Raw genomic sequence first — 17,167 nt, 5'->3', positions numbered from 1 at the left:
CAAGGAGACATGAACGATGAACATCAAAAAGTTTGCAAAACAAGCAACAGTATTAACCTTTACTACCGCACTGCTGGCAGGAGGCGCAACTCAAGCGTTTGCGAAAGAAACGAACCAAAAGCCATATAAGGAAACATACGGCATTTCCCATATTACACGCCATGATATGCTGCAAATCCCTGAACAGCAAAAAAATGAAAAATATCAAGTTCCTGAATTCGATTCGTCCACAATTAAAAATATCTCTTCTGCAAAAGGCCTGGACGTTTGGGACAGCTGGCCATTACAAAACGCTGACGGCACTGTCGCAAACTATCACGGCTACCACATCGTCTTTGCATTAGCCGGAGATCCTAAAAATGCGGATGACACATCGATTTACATGTTCTATCAAAAAGTCGGCGAAACTTCTATTGACAGCTGGAAAAACGCTGGCCGCGTCTTTAAAGACAGCGACAAATTCGATGCAAATGATTCTATCCTAAAAGACCAAACACAAGAATGGTCAGGTTCAGCCACATTTACATCTGACGGAAAAATCCGTTTATTCTACACTGATTTCTCCGGTAAACATTACGGCAAACAAACACTGACAACTGCACAAGTTAACGTATCAGCATCAGACAGCTCTTTGAACATCAACGGTGTAGAGGATTATAAATCAATCTTTGACGGTGACGGAAAAACGTATCAAAATGTACAGCAGTTCATCGATGAAGGCAACTACAGCTCAGGCGACAACCATACGCTGAGAGATCCTCACTACGTAGAAGATAAAGGCCACAAATACTTAGTATTTGAAGCAAACACTGGAACTGAAGATGGCTACCAAGGCGAAGAATCTTTATTTAACAAAGCATACTATGGCAAAAGCACATCATTCTTCCGTCAAGAAAGTCAAAAACTTCTGCAAAGCGATAAAAAACGCACGGCTGAGTTAGCAAACGGCGCTCTCGGTATGATTGAGCTAAACGATGATTACACACTGAAAAAAGTGATGAAACCGCTGATTGCATCTAACACAGTAACAGATGAAATTGAACGCGCGAACGTCTTTAAAATGAACGGCAAATGGTACCTGTTCACTGACTCCCGCGGATCAAAAATGACGATTGACGGCATTACGTCTAACGATATTTACATGCTTGGTTATGTTTCTAATTCTTTAACTGGCCCATACAAGCCGCTGAACAAAACTGGCCTTGTGTTAAAAATGGATCTTGATCCTAACGATGTAACCTTTACTTACTCACACTTCGCTGTACCTCAAGCGAAAGGAAACAATGTCGTGATTACAAGCTATATGACAAACAGAGGATTCTACGCAGACAAACAATCAACGTTTGCGCCAAGCTTCCTGCTGAACATCAAAGGCAAGAAAACATCTGTTGTCAAAGACAGCATCCTTGAACAAGGACAATTAACAGTTAACAAATAAAAACGCAAAAGAAAATGCCGATGGATCCACAGCAAGCGAACCGGAATTGCCAGCTGGGGCGCCCTCTGGTAAGGTTGGGAAGCCCTGCAAAGTAAACTGGATGGCTTTCTTGCCGCCAAGGATCTGATGGCGCAGGGGATCAAGATCTGATCAAGAGACAGGATGAGGATCGTTTCGCATGATTGAACAAGATGGATTGCACGCAGGTTCTCCGGCCGCTTGGGTGGAGAGGCTATTCGGCTATGACTGGGCACAACAGACAATCGGCTGCTCTGATGCCGCCGTGTTCCGGCTGTCAGCGCAGGGGCGCCCGGTTCTTTTTGTCAAGACCGACCTGTCCGGTGCCCTGAATGAACTGCAGGACGAGGCAGCGCGGCTATCGTGGCTGGCCACGACGGGCGTTCCTTGCGCAGCTGTGCTCGACGTTGTCACTGAAGCGGGAAGGGACTGGCTGCTATTGGGCGAAGTGCCGGGGCAGGATCTCCTGTCATCTCACCTTGCTCCTGCCGAGAAAGTATCCATCATGGCTGATGCAATGCGGCGGCTGCATACGCTTGATCCGGCTACCTGCCCATTCGACCACCAAGCGAAACATCGCATCGAGCGAGCACGTACTCGGATGGAAGCCGGTCTTGTCGATCAGGATGATCTGGACGAAGAGCATCAGGGGCTCGCGCCAGCCGAACTGTTCGCCAGGCTCAAGGCGCGCATGCCCGACGGCGAGGATCTCGTCGTGACCCATGGCGATGCCTGCTTGCCGAATATCATGGTGGAAAATGGCCGCTTTTCTGGATTCATCGACTGTGGCCGGCTGGGTGTGGCGGACCGCTATCAGGACATAGCGTTGGCTACCCGTGATATTGCTGAAGAGCTTGGCGGCGAATGGGCTGACCGCTTCCTCGTGCTTTACGGTATCGCCGCTCCCGATTCGCAGCGCATCGCCTTCTATCGCCTTCTTGACGAGTTCTTCTGACCCGGTACCTCAGCGCTAGCGGAGTGTATACTGGCTTACTATGTTGGCACTGATGAGGGTGTCAGTGAAGTGCTTCATGTGGCAGGAGAAAAAAGGCTGCACCGGTGCGTCAGCAGAATATGTGATACAGGATATATTCCGCTTCCTCGCTCACTGACTCGCTACGCTCGGTCGTTCGACTGCGGCGAGCGGAAATGGCTTACGAACGGGGCGGAGATTTCCTGGAAGATGCCAGGAAGATACTTAACAGGGAAGTGAGAGGGCCGCGGCAAAGCCGTTTTTCCATAGGCTCCGCCCCCCTGACAAGCATCACGAAATCTGACGCTCAAATCAGTGGTGGCGAAACCCGACAGGACTATAAAGATACCAGGCGTTTCCCCCTGGCGGCTCCCTCGTGCGCTCTCCTGTTCCTGCCTTTCGGTTTACCGGTGTCATTCCGCTGTTATGGCCGCGTTTGTCTCATTCCACGCCTGACACTCAGTTCCGGGTAGGCAGTTCGCTCCAAGCTGGACTGTATGCACGAACCCCCCGTTCAGTCCGACCGCTGCGCCTTATCCGGTAACTATCGTCTTGAGTCCAACCCGGAAAGACATGCAAAAGCACCACTGGCAGCAGCCACTGGTAATTGATTTAGAGGAGTTAGTCTTGAAGTCATGCGCCGGTTAAGGCTAAACTGAAAGGACAAGTTTTGGTGACTGCGCTCCTCCAAGCCAGTTACCTCGGTTCAAAGAGTTGGTAGCTCAGAGAACCTTCGAAAAACCGCCCTGCAAGGCGGTTTTTTCGTTTTCAGAGCAAGAGATTACGCGCAGACCAAAACGATCTCAAGAAGATCATCTTATTAAGGGGTCTGACGCTCAGTGGAACGAAAACTCACGTTAAGGGATTTTGGTCATGAGATTATCAAAAAGGATCTTCACCTAGATCCTTTTAAATTAAAAATGAAGTTTTAAATCAATCTAAAGTATATATGAGTAAACTTGGTCTGACAGTTACCAATGCTTAATCAGACTAGAGCTTCCATCCGCTTGCCCTCATCTGTTACGCCGGCGGTAGCCGGCCAGCCTCGCAGAGCAGGATTCCCGTTGAGCACCGCCAGGTGCGAATAAGGGACAGTGAAGAAGGAACACCCGCTCGCGGGTGGGCCTACTTCACCTATCCTGCCCGGCTGACGCCGTTGGATACACCAAGGAAAGTCTACACGAACCCTTTGGCAAAATCCTGTATATCGTGCGAATTGTCTAGATTCGCTTCATCGAGGCTCTGGATGCCGAACGATTGGCCATAGCTGGCAATTTCGGTATCGCGGTTCGTACCGTCCAGGAACATTTTTCATTGTCGTTCCACGTCCCCATGAGCACCGTTTCGGAAATGAACCTGGAGATGGATCGCCAAGGTCGTGGCGGCTTTGGCCCGACGACTATCGAGAGCCGCTATATTCTCGAGGACGTTCCGTTCGGCCTGTTACCAACCGCAGTCCTGGGGAAGATCAGCGGAAATCCGGCGGTTCTCCATGAATCCGGAATTTCCATATTGTCGGCGGCTTATGGCCGGGATCTCAAGGGAGATAATGATATTCTTCCTGGGCTCGGCATCGAGAACATGACAAAGACGGATCTTGAAGCCCTTTGCCGCAAGGGGTTTTGAGCGCGCTCGCGGCCAATGCGGCGTGATTACGCTTTGAGGAAGCTAGCGCGACGCTCCTGTTACATCATTGCGAGCTGATTCTAACCAACGACATCCGAAGGGGACCAACACAGGTTGGATATTATCAAACTGTGTTGGTCCGAGTTGGCTATTTCACCTGCTTGATCTCCCCCGGCGCCAAACGGCGCCGGATAAGACGTGCCGTATCGATCACATCATGCGTTTGATGTCGGTGTACGCGCCATTCGTCTTCAGCGTCACGGTGACGTCGGCACCGGTGCGGTTGCGCCAGAACCAACCGTGATTGCCGTCAAAGGCTGCCTCAAGTACGCCCTCGTCCTCTGCAGCACCGCGTCCCTTCTCGTATGAGATGTTTTCGCCGCCGCCGTCACCATGGGTGTCGAAGTTCACCGCCGCGCCATTGGCTGTCCAAGAGTAGTTTGCCTTTGCGCCCTTGGCCATGACGAGCTTGATCTCAGCTCCTTCGCCGGGCTTGAGGGTGACCGACATTTCGTCCGTCCGCAGTTCCTGGGCAGAGGCGGAACCAATCACCAGTTCAGCGAAGACGCGCTCCAGAAGACTCGACTGCTGATCTTGGCCTGGCACTGCGGTCGGCGTGCCGTTTTGCAATTCGCGAAGGCGGTCTTGCTCGGCCTCTTCGGCGAGTTGTGTCTTGATCTCGCCCATCTCGGTGAGCTCGAGCGCTCGCCCAACGCCGGTGGGATCGATGGCGTATTCGGCCGGCAGCACGATGGTCACAAGGATGGCCGCTGCCGCGACAATGGCGATGAGGGTAGATCGGAGGAGCTGCATGGATGTCGGCAGTTCAGCGCGGGTCGGGATGTCTGTGTTGTACATGGGAGAATTCCTTTTTTTGATCTTTACTTGGAGGTTCAGGAGACGACCCAGCCGGTGAGTTGATAGCCGATCAGCACAAACCCGGCGGTCATCATGATGGTGTTGGCGGTGTATGCGTGGCGCCAGAAACTGTCGGTCCGGCGCCAGTAGCCCATGACGATAAGGATAGCAGCGAGCGCCAGAAGCTGACCGACCTCAACGCCGACGTTGAAGGCAAGTAGGTTGGGCACGAGCCCGTCGGGCGAGATGTTGTATTCGATGATCTTCGTCGACAGGCCGAAGCCGTGGAAAAAGCCGAAGATCAGCGTCGCGATCTTGGTGTTCGGCTGGAAGCCGAGCCACCTCTGGAAGGCACCCATATTGTCGAGCGCCTTGTAGACGACCGACAGGCCGATGATCGCGTCGATGATGTAGCTGTTGATGCCAACGTTGAAATAGACGCCAAGCAGCATGGTCGTGGAATGGCCGAGCGCGAACAGGCTCACATAGATGCCAATGTGCTTCATCCGGTAGAGGAAGAAGATCACGCCGAACAGGAACAGGACGTGGTCGTATCCCGTCACCATGTGCTTGGCGCCGAGATAGATGAAGGGCAGCAGATTGATGCCCGTGATCTCCTGGATATAGCCCTTGTCGCCTTCGGCAACGGCATGGGCGAGGGCAGTCCACCCAAGCAATGGGAGGGTCAGGAGAGCAATGAGCACAGGAAGGGCAAACCGCCAGCGCGCGCAAGGCGTGCGTGGCGGACCCTTGTAGAAGGATCCTTGCATGAGAATTCCAATCGTCGTCGTTGAGGATGGCCGCGCGTGCGGCCGCGATCATGCGATGACGATCTGCCTGGGAGGGCGCTCAAGCCGGAAACGGATTTCTAGGTCGGCAAACGAAGGCGGGTAAACCAGCCAGCTCCGGCCTATCGGCGGTGCTGGCTGCGCGAAGCCCGGAAGCGTGCTCGCCGTTTCATGGGTGTGGTCGGCCGGATTGTGGCCGTGGGTATGACCAAAGCTCTGCTCATCGGCTTCGCCATCGTCATGGCTGTGGCCGTGTTTTCCGATCTGTGCTGTCAGCTCTGCGTGACGCGCTGCCTCGGCGGCAGCGAGCGCAATCGGGCTATGCGAGGCCGAACTACCCACTGGGGAGAGCAGCACGCCGAGAGTCATCGCGAACGCGACGATGAGACGAAAGGCTGTGCTAGGGATCCAATTCGGCATGCTTAACGATTATTCTCTAAAATCCTAACGAATGGTGGCATGCACCAGAATCGAGGCCACTTTGAGGCTTGGAATATCCTCTCGGGGGGGATAGCATCAAGGGCATGAATGAGCGTCCCCACGTCCACGAAACCCATCCTGCCATCATCAAGCGGCTGAAGCGCGCCGACGGCCATCTGCGCGGGATCGTCGAGATGATCGAGGCCGGGCGACCGTGCCTCGACATCGCCCAGCAACTTCATGCCGTGGAGAAGGCCATCGCCCAGGCCAAGAAGACGCTGATCCAGGACCACCTCAACCACTGCCTTGAAGACGTCGTCGGACCGCTGGCGCTCGAGCAGCGCCGCTCGATCGACGAGTTCAAGGATATCACCAAGTACCTGTGAGAAGCGCCATGATGGACAAAGTTCGCGATTGGTTCGGGTTCGGCCCGATGACGCAAGGCATGGGCGGCCACGGACATGATCACGGCGAGGGCGGCCATGGCCACACGCATGGCGTCATCGACCCGACGATCGCCACGACGACGCGCGGCATCTGGGCGATTAAATGGTCATTCGTCGTTCTGGCCATCACGGCGGCGCTGCAGTTGGTGGTTGTGTTCCTCTCCGGCAGCGTGGCGCTGCTGGCCGACACGATCCACAATGTCGGCGACGCGGTCACCGCCATCCCATTGTGGGTCGCCTTCATGCTGGCCCGTCGCAAACCGAGCAAGACGTTCACCTACGGGCTGGGTCGCGTCGAAGATCTGGCCGGCATTCTGATTGTCCTCATCATCTTGTTCAGCGCCATCGTTGCCGGCTACGAGGCGATCGACCGGTTGATCAATCCGCAGCCGATCGCATTTCTTGGCTGGGTCGCCATAGCCGGCATTATAGGTTTCTTAGGCAACGAGGCCGTTGCAGTGTTCCGTATCCGGGTCGGCCGCGAGATCAACAGCGCGGCGCTGATCGCCGACGGCTACCATGCGCGCACCGACGGCTTTACCAGTCTGGCGGTTGTGCTGGGTGCTATCGGCGTATGGCTGGGGTTTCCGCTGGCCGATCCGATCATCGGGCTCTTGATCACGGTGGCCATCTTCGCGATCGTCTGGCAGTCTTCGAAGGCAGTCCTCACGCGCATGCTCGACGGTGTCGAGCCCGGCATCGTCGATGAAATCCATCATGCCGCCGAGCATGTGTCCGGTATCGAACGTGTCCAAAGCGTGCAGGCGCGCTGGATCGGCCATCGCCTGCATGCCGACGTCGCCATCAGTGTCGCCGACGCGGCGACGGCCAAGGACGTGATGGGCGTCACCGAAGCCCTCAAGGAGGAACTGTTCGCCCACTTGCCGGCGTTGGCTGAAGCGAATGTTCGTCTGGAGAGTTCGGCCGGGTCTGCCGCGACGGGCACGGAACCCTCTCACTCACATGGTCATCATGCGCCGGAGCCCTTCAAGGTCGACTGCGATCTGGCTGCCGGGACATTGGAAATCGTCGACACGCCGGCTGGCGAGCGGATGCGGCTGACCATCGACCGGCATGCCGACGATCTGATGGCAACGGTGATCATCGATAGGCCTGGCGGGCCGGAGACGCTTCGCCTCGAACCCATCGCCGACAACCATCATCGCCTTGAGAGCACCGTGGCTCCTGCTGAGCCGCATGAGTTCCAGGCGAGGCTGGTCTTGGCCGCGAAGGGTCGCGAGCAGGTGCTGCCGTTCAAAATGGTCGAGCCGGAAGGCCACCATCACTGAGATCAGGCCCGCCATTCAATCGCCACGGATCAACGACCCATCGCTCCTCCAAGAAGACAGACATATGCTGCAAGTCCTTGCCAATCGCACTTATCGCCATCTTTTCCTGGCCCAGGTCATCGCCCTGATTGGCACTGGCCTTGCCACCGTGGCGCTCGGGCTGCTTGCCTATGACCTTGCCGGCGCCGATGCCGGCGCGGTGCTCGGCACGGCGCTTGCCATCAAGATGATCGCCTATGTCGGCGTGGCGCCCGTTGCCGCCGCGTTCGCCGAGCGCCTACCACGCCGTACCATGCTGGTTTCGCTCGACCTCATCAGGGCAGGGGTTGCCGTATTCCTGCCCTTCGTCACCGAAGTCTGGCAGATATATCTTCTCATCTTCATCCTGCAGTCGGCGTCAGCCGGCTTCACCCCGACCTTCCAGGCTTCGATCCCTGACGTGCTGCCCGAAGAGAAGGACTACACACGGGCCTTGTCGCTCTCGCGACTGGCCTACGACCTGGAAAGCGTCGTCAGCCCCCTCCTCGCGGCGGCGCTGCTTTCGGTCATAAGCTTCCATAGCCTGTTCGCCGGCACGGTTGTCGGGTTCCTGGCGTCAGCGGCGCTGGTCGTCTCCGTGGTGCTGCCCAGCCCGCAGCCCTCCGAGCCGCGCGGCATCTATGAACGCACGACGGGCGGGATCCGCATCTATCTGACGACGCCGCGTTTGCGCGGTTTGCTGGCCCTTAATCTTGCCGTCGCGGCGGCCAGCGCCATGGTGATCGTCAACACGGTGGTCCTGGTGCAGGCAAAATTCGACCTCTCCCAGAGCGACACGGCATTTGCCCTTGCCGCCTTCGGGGGCGGCTCGATGATCGCGGCGCTGGTCCTGCCGCGGCTGCTGGACGGCATCCCGGATCGGGTTGCGATGTTGTCAGGCGCCGGCCTGCTGGTTGCCGGCTTGTTCGCAGGGCCGTTTGCCATCAGCTATCAGCTGCTCTTGCCGCTCTGGTTCGTGCTCGGGCTCGGCTATTCGCTGGCGCAGACCCCGTCTGGGCGGCTGATCAAGCGCTCGGCCGATCCCGTCGACCGGCCGGCATTGTTTGCCGCGCAATTCGCGCTTTCGCACGCCTGCTGGCTCATCACCTATCCGATCGCCGGACTCGTCGGCGCGGCGATGGGCCTGCCCTTCACCTTTATCCTGCTTGGCGTCATTGGCGCCGCGGCACTCTTTGCCGCGATGTGGTTGTGGCCGCGTCACGATCCCGACGTTCTCAGCCACGCCCATGACGATCTGTCTGACGGGCATTCGCACCTCGAGGACGCCGTCTGGACCGAAGCAGGCTTCGAGCATGCGCATGGTTATGTCGTTAACGATAGGCACCCAAAATGGCCGAAAGCGAGCTGAGCGGCCCCAATGCTGGGAGATGTTGGTGCCTTCGGCGCGCTGTTCCTCACCGCGTTCGCCGCAGCGACAATTCTGCCGCTGCAGTCAGAGGCGGTGCTGGCCGGCCTGCTGCTGACCGGAAGCCAGTCACCGGCGGCGCTGATCCTGGTCGCGACGATCGGCAACGTGCTTGGTTCGGTTGTCAACTGGCTGCTCGGCCGCTGCATCGACCGCTTTCGCGACCGCAAATGGTTTCCGGTCAAGCCCACTGCGCTCGATCGCGCCGCGGCGCGCTACCGCCGTTGCGGACGATGGAGCCTGTTGCTGAGCTGGGTTCCCGTCATCGGCGATCCGCTGACGATGATGGCCGGTGTTCTGCGCGAGCCGCTCTGGAGCTTCGTTGCGATCGTCACGATGGCGAAAGCCGGCCGCTATCTCGCGCTCTCGGCGGCGGCGCTGAACTGGCTGTAGGCCGCAACCGCGACCAAGTGGGTCGCTGGGGTAAAACTCTCAAACGGTTTTCCGACTTTATGTCTTATGTCTATACAAATTAGCAAGCGTGCACATGATCGTTGCCAATCAAACAAAAAGGGGAACTAACATGATGACTCTCGACCGCCGCAATTTCCTGGCCTCCACAGCCGGCCTGGCCTTCATTGCCGCGTTTCCACGCGCCGCGTACTCGGAGGGGCATGAAACGTTGAAGGTCGCCATTGCCGCCGAAACCGGCGATCTCGACCTGCTGCAAAACGTCTCCACGCTGAGTTCCTACACGGTCGTGTTCGACGCCCTCATACACTATGGCCAGGACGGCGCGCTCGAGCCCGGGCTCGCCACCAAGTGGGCTGTCGCCGGCGACCAGCTTTCGATCGCCTTCGACCTGCGCGAAGGTGTTGCCTTCAGTGACGGCACGCCCTTCGATTCGACCGCCGCGGAATGGAATCTCAAACGCTGGCTGGGCGTCGCGGATTTCTCATGGATCGGTGTGTCCGACGCATTCGACAGCATCGTCACCGATGGACCCAGCAAGTTGACGATCAAGCTAAAGCGTCCGGTGCCCGCCGCCTTGCTGGAGCTCACCATAGTGCGTCCGGTGCGCTTCCTGTCGCCGAAGGCGGTCGACGCCGGCGGCAAGCAGACCGCTCCGGTCGGCACCGGACCGTGGATCGTCGAAAGCTACGATTCCTCCGGCACCGTGCTGGTGCGCAACGACAAATACTGGGGCGAGAAGCCACTGTTTGCTCGCATGGAACTGAAGGTGGTTCCCGACGAACTCGCCCGCGCCAACGCGCTGCGTTCCGGCGACCTCGACGTGATCGGCGGCGACTGGGTGGCGACGCTGTCGCCGCGCCGCGCCCGCGCGCTTGAAAAGGACGGCATGAAAGTGGTGGCCGAGGCCGGCACCGCAACCATGCTGCTCGGTTATTCGCCGAAGGCCAAGATGATGGCCGACAAGGCCGTGCGCGAGGCCATCTATGTCTCGGTCGACCGCGCCGCGATCGCCAAGGTGTTGTTCGAAGGCTACGCAGATCCGGCGGCGGATCTCTTTCCGACCAACGTGCCTTCCTCGGGCAAGCGGCATAACGTGCCGGTACGCGACGTCGCCGCGGCCAGGAAAATCCTTGCCGATGGCGGTTGGAGCGAAAGCGGAGGCGCCTGGAGCAAGGAGGGCGCGCCGCTGGCGATCGATTTCCTCGTATCGGAGGAATCGCTGCCGGGTTCGCGCCGCATCGCCGAGATGATCCAGGGTCAGCTGTCCGAGGTCGGCTTCCAGGTTCAGGTCTCGTCAGTCGACAACGCCACCATGCACGACCGTCGCCCGGCGTTCGAATATGATCTTGCCTTCTTCACCACCTATGGCGCGCCCTATGATCCGCACGGCACGCTCGGCAACGCGTTCGTATCCACCGCCGACAGCGGGCCGGACGGCAAGATCTATGTTTCCCCGGAGCTTGATGGCGTGGTCAAGGCCGCGCTCGAAGCGAGCGGCGACGAACGCGAAGCCAAGATGCAGGCGCTCTACGACTGGCTGCACGACAACCGGGCGATCTGCCCGCTCGTTGTCAGCCAGCGGCTGTGGGCGCACAATCCTCGCGTCGAGAACTTCGCGCTTCCCGCGACGGACTACGACCTGCCGTTCAAGGCGATCACGCTGAAGGCCTGAACGCCTCGAATCTCCTGGGGGAGTTCCGATGAGACGCACGATTCTGCGAAGGATGTTGCTTGCCTGTCTGCTTGTCGTGGCGGCATCGGCATTGACCTTTACCCTGGTTGCCGCGGCGCCGGGCAACGTCGCCGCGCTCATGGCCGAGCGTGCGGCAGGCCCGGGCGCGGATGCCGAAATGATCAAGAAGATCGGCGAGGACCTCGGGCTCTATGATCCGCTGCCGGTCCGCTACGGCCGATGGCTTTTCAGCGCTATCACCGGCGATCTCGGCGTCTCGCTGCGCACCGGCAAGCCGATCGCGCAGGAATTCGCCGCCAGAATCCCGATGACGGCGGCGCTGCTTGCGGGCGGCGGCATTCTCGCCTTTTTCCTGTCGCTGGCGCTCGGCGTTGCCGGTGCGGTCAGCAATGGTGGCGCGTTGGACCGGTTCCTCCACGCCTTCTCGCTGGTCGGCGCCTCGACGCCGAACTTCTTCGTGGCGGCGCTGCTGGTCATCGTCTTTTCGGTGATGCTGGGCTGGCTGCCCACCTTCGGCGTCGGCGGCTTCACCTCGTGGCTCTTGCCGTGGGTGACAATCGCCCTGTTTCCGGCATCGGTGCTGAGCCGCGTCGTCCGCGTCAACCTCCAGGAGGCCATGTCGCGACCCTTCGCCACGACGGGCTTCGCGAAGGGCTACACGAGGACACAGGTGCTGATGCGCGAGGCTCTGCCCAACATCGCCATCCCGTTCCTGACCACCTTCGGCGCCCAGTTCACGCTGATGATCATCGGTTCGATCGTGGTTGAAACGGTGTTTGCGCTGCGCGGCGTCGGCGCCTTCTTTATCGATGCAATCCGCTTCCGCGACTTCGTCGGCATGCAGTCGGTTCTGTTGCTGTTCGTGGTGTTCTTCGTTGTCGTCAACCTGATGGTTGACGTGATCTGCATGTTTGTCGACCCGCGCATGCGTAGGGCGAGAGGAGCTTGATCCGATGAACACTTCCTTGTTCAGGAGCATGAAGGACTGGCCCTGGCTGGTGCTGCTGCCAGTCGTCTTCTTTGTCGCGGTCGGTGTGCTCGGTCCCTCGATCATGCCTTACGATCCCGGCGCGCAAGACTACGACGTCACGCTTGCGGGACCGAGCTGGGCTCACTGGCTGGGCACCGACTATCTCGGCCGCGATATTCTGAGCCGCATCATCGGCGGCGCCCGCATATCGCTGGTGGCGATGGTGATCGTGCTGGTGGCCGCACTTGCCATCGGCGTCAGCATCGGTTCGTTCGCCGGTTATGTCGGCGGGCGCGTCGAGCTGGTGTTGATCAGCCTCATCGACATCGCGCTGGCGCTGCCAAGCTTGGTGATCGCGCTGGCGCTGATCGGCATTCTCGGCACCGGCTACTGGTCGATGATCACGGCGCTGACGCTGGCGTGGTGGGCGAACTATGCCCGCATGAGCCGCGCCGTGGTCACCGCCGAATTGCAACAGCCCTATATCGAAGCGGCAAGGGTGATGGGCGCCAGCCATCTGTGGATCTTTGTGCGCCATATCCTGCCGCATGTCCTGGCCCTCGTCGTGGTCTATGCCAGCGCCGATGCTGGCGCCCTTGTCCTGGCCATCGCGACGCTGAGCTTCCTCGGCCTGGGCGTCGCGCCGCCGGCGCCGGAATGGGGCCAGATGCTGGTCGACGGCATGAGCTACATTGAGGAATACCCGAGGCTGGTCGTCCTTCCGGGCCTTGCGCTCACTTTGGTGGTGGTCAGCTTCAATCTGCTGGGCGAGACCTTCGCGTTGCAAAAGGTGCCGAGGCCGGTGCGCGGCGGTTTGCTGCGCAAGCGTCGCAAGGCGCGCGCCGTTGAGGAAGCGGAGCGGAACGCCGTCGAAACGGGAACAGCCGCGCCATGAGCGACGAGCCGATCTACTCCATAGAAAACATGGTCATTGATCTCTACGCCACGACCGTTTCCGTGCGCGCGGTCGATGGGGTGTCGTTCAACGTCCGTCCCGGCGAGACAGTCGCCGTCGTCGGCGAGAGCGGTTCGGGCAAGACCGTCATGACGCTTGGGCCGCTCGGCCTGCTGCCCGAGGGCGTCACCGTCGACATCAAGGGATCGGCCCGAGCCGAAGCGAGCGAACTGGTCGGAATGGAGTCCAGGCGCTTGTCTGACCTTCGCGGCCGCTATTTCGGCGTCATTTTCCAGGACCCGATGAGCGCGCTGAACCCGATGCTGAAGATCGGACCGCAACTGGCGCGCCAGGCGCGCCGCTTTGCCAATCTCTCGCATGCGGATGCCCGCAAGGAAGCGGTCTCGCTGCTCGCCCGCACCGGCATCCCTGACCCGGAAGACCGCTACGATCGCTATCCGCATGAAATGTCTGGCGGCATGCTGCAGCGCGCCATGATCGCACTGGCCCTGGCAAGCCGGCCGCGCGTGCTGATCGCCGACGAGCCGACCACTGCGCTGGACGCCACGGTGCAGGCGCAGATCCTGGAGCTCATCCGCCAGATCCAGCGCGAGGAAGGCATCGCGGTCGTGCTGATCACGCACGACATCGGCGTCGTCGCCTCGGTCGCGGACCGGGTCATGGTGCTCTATGCCGGGCAGGTGGCGGAGGAGGGGACCGCGATGGATGTGCTGACGCGGCCGACGCATCCCTATACACGCGGGCTGCTTGCCTCTGTACCGGATTTCCGCGCCGACGAACGCGCCGCGACCAAGGAAATACCAGGTTTGCCGCCGAACCAGATCAGGCTGGAGCCGGGCTGCCGTTTCGCTGCCCGCTGCGAACTGGTTGAGCCCGAATGCCGCGTGCATCGGCCGCCGCTCCAGACGATCTCGACGGGCGGGACGCCGCACAAGGTGGGATGCCCGGTGGTGCTGAGGCGGGAAGGGATAGCAATCCATGGCTGACATTGCGGCGATTGAGGTCAAGGGCCTGAAGGTCCATTTCGCCAACCGCTCCGGAACAGGCGCCGTGCGGGCGGTCGACGGCATCGACCTGACCATTCCGCGTGGTGCCTTCCATGGCATCGTTGGCGAATCCGGTTGTGGCAAGACCACGCTGGCTCGCAGCGTCGTCGGCCTGCAGAAGGAGACTGAGGGTACGGTGCTGATCTCGGGGCGGGATCGCGCCCAGTGGCTGAAGTCGGACCGCAAATCGTTCAGCCGCGAGGTCCAGTTCGTCTTCCAGGATCCGCTGGGCTCGATGAGCCGTCGCCAGACCGTCTACCAGACGCTGGAAGAGCCGCTGCAGATCCATCGCCTCGGATCTCCGGCCGAGCGCCGGCGCCGTATTGGCGAGCTGCTGGATCTGGTGGCGCTGCCAGCGACCGTGCTCGACCGCCTGCCGCGTTCGCTTTCCGGCGGCCAGCGCCAGCGCGTTTCGATCGCTCGCGCGCTTGCGCTGAAGCCATCGATCCTGGTTTGCGACGAACCGCTCAGCGCGCTTGACGTTTCGATCCGGGCGCAGATCGTCAACCTGTTCACATCATTGCAGAAACAGCTTGGCCTTACCATCGTCATCGTTGCGCATGACCTGGCGATCGTGCGCGAGGTCTGCTCAAACGTGACGGTGATGTATCTTGGCCGCATCGCGGAAGCCGGCGTGACGCGGCCGCTGTTTCGCGAGCCGGCCCATCCCTACAGCCAGGCACTGCTTTCGGCGGTTCCTTCGCCGGATGCTCGTATCGAGGCCGGCCGTCGCCGAATCATCCTCGCGGGCGACCCTCCAAGCCCCAGCGCGCCGCCACCGGGATGCCGCTTCAACACCCGCTGTCCTGTGGCGATCGATGTCTGCCGGACCGAGGAGCCGATGTTGCGCTCGGTGCCGCATGGCGGGGTCGCGGCCTGCCACCTGGCCGACGGCGAGCGGCGGCCGGTGATTTGAGTGCCGACTTGATCTGCCCTCGTTGCCCGCTACTTCAGGCCGCCGCCGGCTTCGTGACGGGTGGCCAGCTATGGGTCTCCGCCTTGCGTCGTGAGGCCCAGGCATAAAGCGCATCGTAAATGACGAAGCCGTGCTTCAGGATCTCGTGGTCGTCGGGCGTCACGTCCCGCAGCCCCATGGAGATCGCGAGCAGTCCTGCAGACTGTGGCGTGAGATCGTGCCGATCCGTGTCGGCGCCGCGCACGATCGCGGCAATGGTCACGATCGCCGGGTCGCGATCGAGGCCGAATTTCGAGACGAAGGTGTCGAAGCTGCAACCGTCGCCGACATGGGTGAATTCGACGCCGGGCACGTCGTAGGGTGTCGCGCCCGCTTCCTGGGCAACACGGATCACCTGATCAGGTGCCGCGAACAGGAAATCAGGTTCCTTGTCGATGAAGCGTGCAATCAGCCAGGGGCAGGCGATGCGGTCGATGACCGGGCGTTCACGGGTAACCCATTTCATGACGCAATCCTTTCTTCGCTCATCACCAGAGGGACGGTTGGCGCGCCGATGGCGTGCCAGGCGGCGATGCCGCCTGAGAGCGCCGTTGCATCGACGCCGCGGCGACGCAGTTCGGCGACTGCGTCGCCGCTGACCTGGAAGCCGTAGACGCAATAGACGATGACAGGCCTGTCCCTCGGCAGTTCATCGGCCCAATCGGCAATGGTCTCGGGAGCGCGGAGCTTGGCGCCCGGCAGCATATCGCTGCGTTTTGCCAGATCGTCGGCCAGGCAGACGTCGAGCACGACCAGATCTTCGCCCTGGTCGAGTCGGGCCCGCAGTTCCTCTGGCGCAACAGTTGGAACCTTATTGTCCGATGCAGGTCCTGTTGAAGGATCGCGCTGCGCGACAGCCCGCCGGTGGCGGGCGGCAACCCGCTCCCAATGGATGTTCTTCATGAACGCGTCGACATAGGCGCCAGCCTTGGCGCCAAAATCGAGGTGGTAGGCATGATCGTACATGTCGAGCGCGAGGATCGGCATGCCGCCGGCGAGACAATTGGTGTGATCCGCCGCCCATTGAATCGTCAGCCGATCGCGGCGCTCCGACCAGGTCAGCAGCGTCCATCCCGAGCCTCCGGCCTGCGCCTTAGCACAAGCCATGAACTTGGCGCGCCATGCCGCCACGCTGCCGAAGTCGCGCTCCAGTGCTGCGGCAAGATCGCCTCCGGCATCGCCGGAACCACCGAGCCCATCGAAATAGATCTCGTGCAGGATCGCCGAATTTGCCGCGACCAGCTCTTCGCGCTTCAACCCGTTGATGTCGAAGACGGGTGCTGCGCCCCAGTCGAGTTCATCGAGCCGCTGTTCGATAGCGTTGAGGCGGCGAACCGCACCGCCGTAATTGTTTTCATAATGGCTGGCCAGCAGGCGTTCGGACAGTCCGACGAGCCTGGGCGGCTTGAACGGCAGCGGCATGATCTGGTGCGGCATTGGATTTCCTCGCTCGGCGGCACGGCCATCCGTGAGCAGGCGCACGTTATGCCCAAACGAGAAATGATACAAGTGTTGCATCTTGCTCAGACGTTTGATACCGGTCACTTATGGGCGAGAGGGGATCGATCCCAGCTGCGCCGGGTATTCCACCAAGGACGAGGAGCGAACCATCTGCGGCTGAACCGCAGTCCTCAGGGGCGGCACGCCTTGGGTGGTTGCCACCACCGATGTCGCTTCCGAAAGGCCCGCGGTCACCTCGACGCGACCGTTGTCGGTGACACCAGCCTTGATGGCGAGGCGTGTGATGCGATTGTCCGTAACTGTGTACACGAAGGTGCCGTCGCCACTACTTCCGGGGCCTCCATTCCTGCCGGACGACGTTCGAGGGGCGCCAGATGAGCTTTCTTTCTTCGCCCGGAAGTGCGCTGGGGCG

General features: G+C 60.1%; 17 protein-coding genes. 12 read left to right on the top strand and 5 right to left on the bottom strand.

What is annotated here, in order from left to right:
* Positions 1-16: 16 nt before the first annotated feature.
* From sacB to ACYG97_RS16685, 3 genes are all read left to right on the top strand, one after another.
* Positions 17-1,438, top strand: coding sequence for a levansucrase (sacB, locus tag ACYG97_RS16695; RefSeq protein ID WP_001022105.1), 1,422 nt, complete (start codon positions 17-19; stop codon positions 1,436-1,438).
* A gap of 178 nt (positions 1,439-1,616) precedes the next feature.
* The gene (locus ACYG97_RS16690) at positions 1,617-2,411 is read left to right on the top strand and encodes an aminoglycoside O-phosphotransferase APH(3')-IIa (RefSeq protein ID WP_000572405.1); all 795 of its coding nucleotides are present in this window, start codon (positions 1,617-1,619) and stop codon (positions 2,409-2,411) included.
* Positions 2,412-3,653: 1,242 nt separating this feature from the next.
* A complete protein-coding gene (locus ACYG97_RS16685; protein WP_460221628.1) occupies positions 3,654-4,055 on the top strand; it encodes an NAD/NADP octopine/nopaline dehydrogenase family protein in 402 nt (133 codons plus the stop codon).
* A 210-nt stretch (positions 4,056-4,265) separates the two neighbouring features.
* Here the strand turns inward: ACYG97_RS16685 and ACYG97_RS16680 are convergent, their stop codons facing one another.
* From ACYG97_RS16680 to ACYG97_RS16670, 3 genes are read right to left on the bottom strand one after another with little or no spacing between them, the layout of a single operon-like run.
* Positions 4,266-4,913: a hypothetical protein gene (locus ACYG97_RS16680; RefSeq protein WP_023669873.1), complete on the bottom strand. Its 648-nt coding sequence runs from the start codon at positions 4,911-4,913 to the stop codon at positions 4,266-4,268.
* 35 nt (positions 4,914-4,948) lie between these two features.
* Positions 4,949-5,683, bottom strand: a complete 735-nt coding sequence (locus ACYG97_RS16675; protein WP_023713974.1) for a HupE/UreJ family protein — start codon at positions 5,681-5,683, stop codon at positions 4,949-4,951.
* Between the two features lie 48 nt (positions 5,684-5,731).
* On the bottom strand, positions 5,732-6,121 hold the full coding sequence (locus ACYG97_RS16670; protein ID WP_023696825.1) for a hypothetical protein: 390 nt from the start codon (positions 6,119-6,121) through the stop codon (positions 5,732-5,734).
* Positions 6,122-6,225: 104 nt separating this feature from the next.
* On the opposite strand from ACYG97_RS16670, the gene ACYG97_RS16665 reads away from it, so the two are divergent.
* The 9 genes from ACYG97_RS16665 to ACYG97_RS16625 all read left to right on the top strand — a co-directional run bounded on the left by ACYG97_RS16665 (position 6,226) and on the right by ACYG97_RS16625 (position 15,255).
* Positions 6,226-6,507 (top strand): metal-sensing transcriptional repressor, encoded by a 282-nt coding sequence (locus tag ACYG97_RS16665; RefSeq protein ID WP_023669876.1) that lies wholly within the window; start codon positions 6,226-6,228, stop codon positions 6,505-6,507.
* Positions 6,508-6,515: 8 nt separating this feature from the next.
* Entirely contained in the window at positions 6,516-7,856 is a 1,341-nt protein-coding gene (locus ACYG97_RS16660; protein ID WP_023713973.1) for a cation diffusion facilitator family transporter, read from the top strand.
* A gap of 64 nt (positions 7,857-7,920) precedes the next feature.
* Positions 7,921-9,243: an MFS transporter gene (locus ACYG97_RS16655; protein ID WP_023804776.1), complete on the top strand. Its 1,323-nt coding sequence runs from the start codon at positions 7,921-7,923 to the stop codon at positions 9,241-9,243.
* Between the two features lie 9 nt (positions 9,244-9,252).
* The gene (locus ACYG97_RS16650; RefSeq protein ID WP_031197584.1) at positions 9,253-9,693 is read left to right on the top strand and encodes a YqaA family protein; all 441 of its coding nucleotides are present in this window, start codon (positions 9,253-9,255) and stop codon (positions 9,691-9,693) included.
* A gap of 130 nt (positions 9,694-9,823) precedes the next feature.
* Positions 9,824-11,386 carry an ABC transporter substrate-binding protein gene (locus tag ACYG97_RS16645; protein WP_023804777.1) on the top strand — a complete coding sequence of 521 codons (1,563 nt, stop codon included), beginning with the start codon at positions 9,824-9,826 and terminating at the stop codon, positions 11,384-11,386.
* Between the two features lie 28 nt (positions 11,387-11,414).
* Entirely contained in the window at positions 11,415-12,356 is a 942-nt protein-coding gene (locus ACYG97_RS16640) for an ABC transporter permease (RefSeq protein WP_023669881.1), read from the top strand.
* A gap of 4 nt (positions 12,357-12,360) precedes the next feature.
* Complete coding sequence (locus ACYG97_RS16635) at positions 12,361-13,272, top strand: ABC transporter permease (RefSeq protein WP_023669882.1); 912 nt, start codon at positions 12,361-12,363, stop codon at positions 13,270-13,272.
* Positions 13,269-14,279 (top strand): ABC transporter ATP-binding protein, encoded by a 1,011-nt coding sequence (locus tag ACYG97_RS16630; RefSeq protein WP_023669883.1) that lies wholly within the window; start codon positions 13,269-13,271, stop codon positions 14,277-14,279. The genes ACYG97_RS16635 and ACYG97_RS16630 overlap by 4 nt, the downstream gene beginning before the upstream one ends.
* Positions 14,272-15,255 carry an oligopeptide/dipeptide ABC transporter ATP-binding protein gene (locus tag ACYG97_RS16625; RefSeq protein ID WP_023804778.1) on the top strand — a complete coding sequence of 328 codons (984 nt, stop codon included), beginning with the start codon at positions 14,272-14,274 and terminating at the stop codon, positions 15,253-15,255. Before ACYG97_RS16630 ends, ACYG97_RS16625 begins: the two co-directional genes overlap by 8 nt.
* A gap of 34 nt (positions 15,256-15,289) precedes the next feature.
* Here ACYG97_RS16625 and ACYG97_RS16620 read toward each other — a convergent pair whose 3' ends face one another.
* Positions 15,290-15,760 carry a chromate resistance protein ChrB domain-containing protein gene (locus tag ACYG97_RS16620; protein WP_023669885.1) on the bottom strand — a complete coding sequence of 157 codons (471 nt, stop codon included), beginning with the start codon at positions 15,758-15,760 and terminating at the stop codon, positions 15,290-15,292.
* Positions 15,757-16,731, bottom strand: coding sequence for a Fe-Mn family superoxide dismutase (locus ACYG97_RS16615; protein ID WP_023804779.1), 975 nt, complete (start codon positions 16,729-16,731; stop codon positions 15,757-15,759). The genes ACYG97_RS16620 and ACYG97_RS16615 overlap by 4 nt, the downstream gene beginning before the upstream one ends.
* Positions 16,732-17,167 lie beyond the last annotated feature (436 nt).

It is taken from the genome of Mesorhizobium sp. W067, from assembly GCF_054719525.1.
Note: the sequence above shows the minus strand (reverse complement) of the source record. Positions and strands in the feature narration are given on the sequence as shown.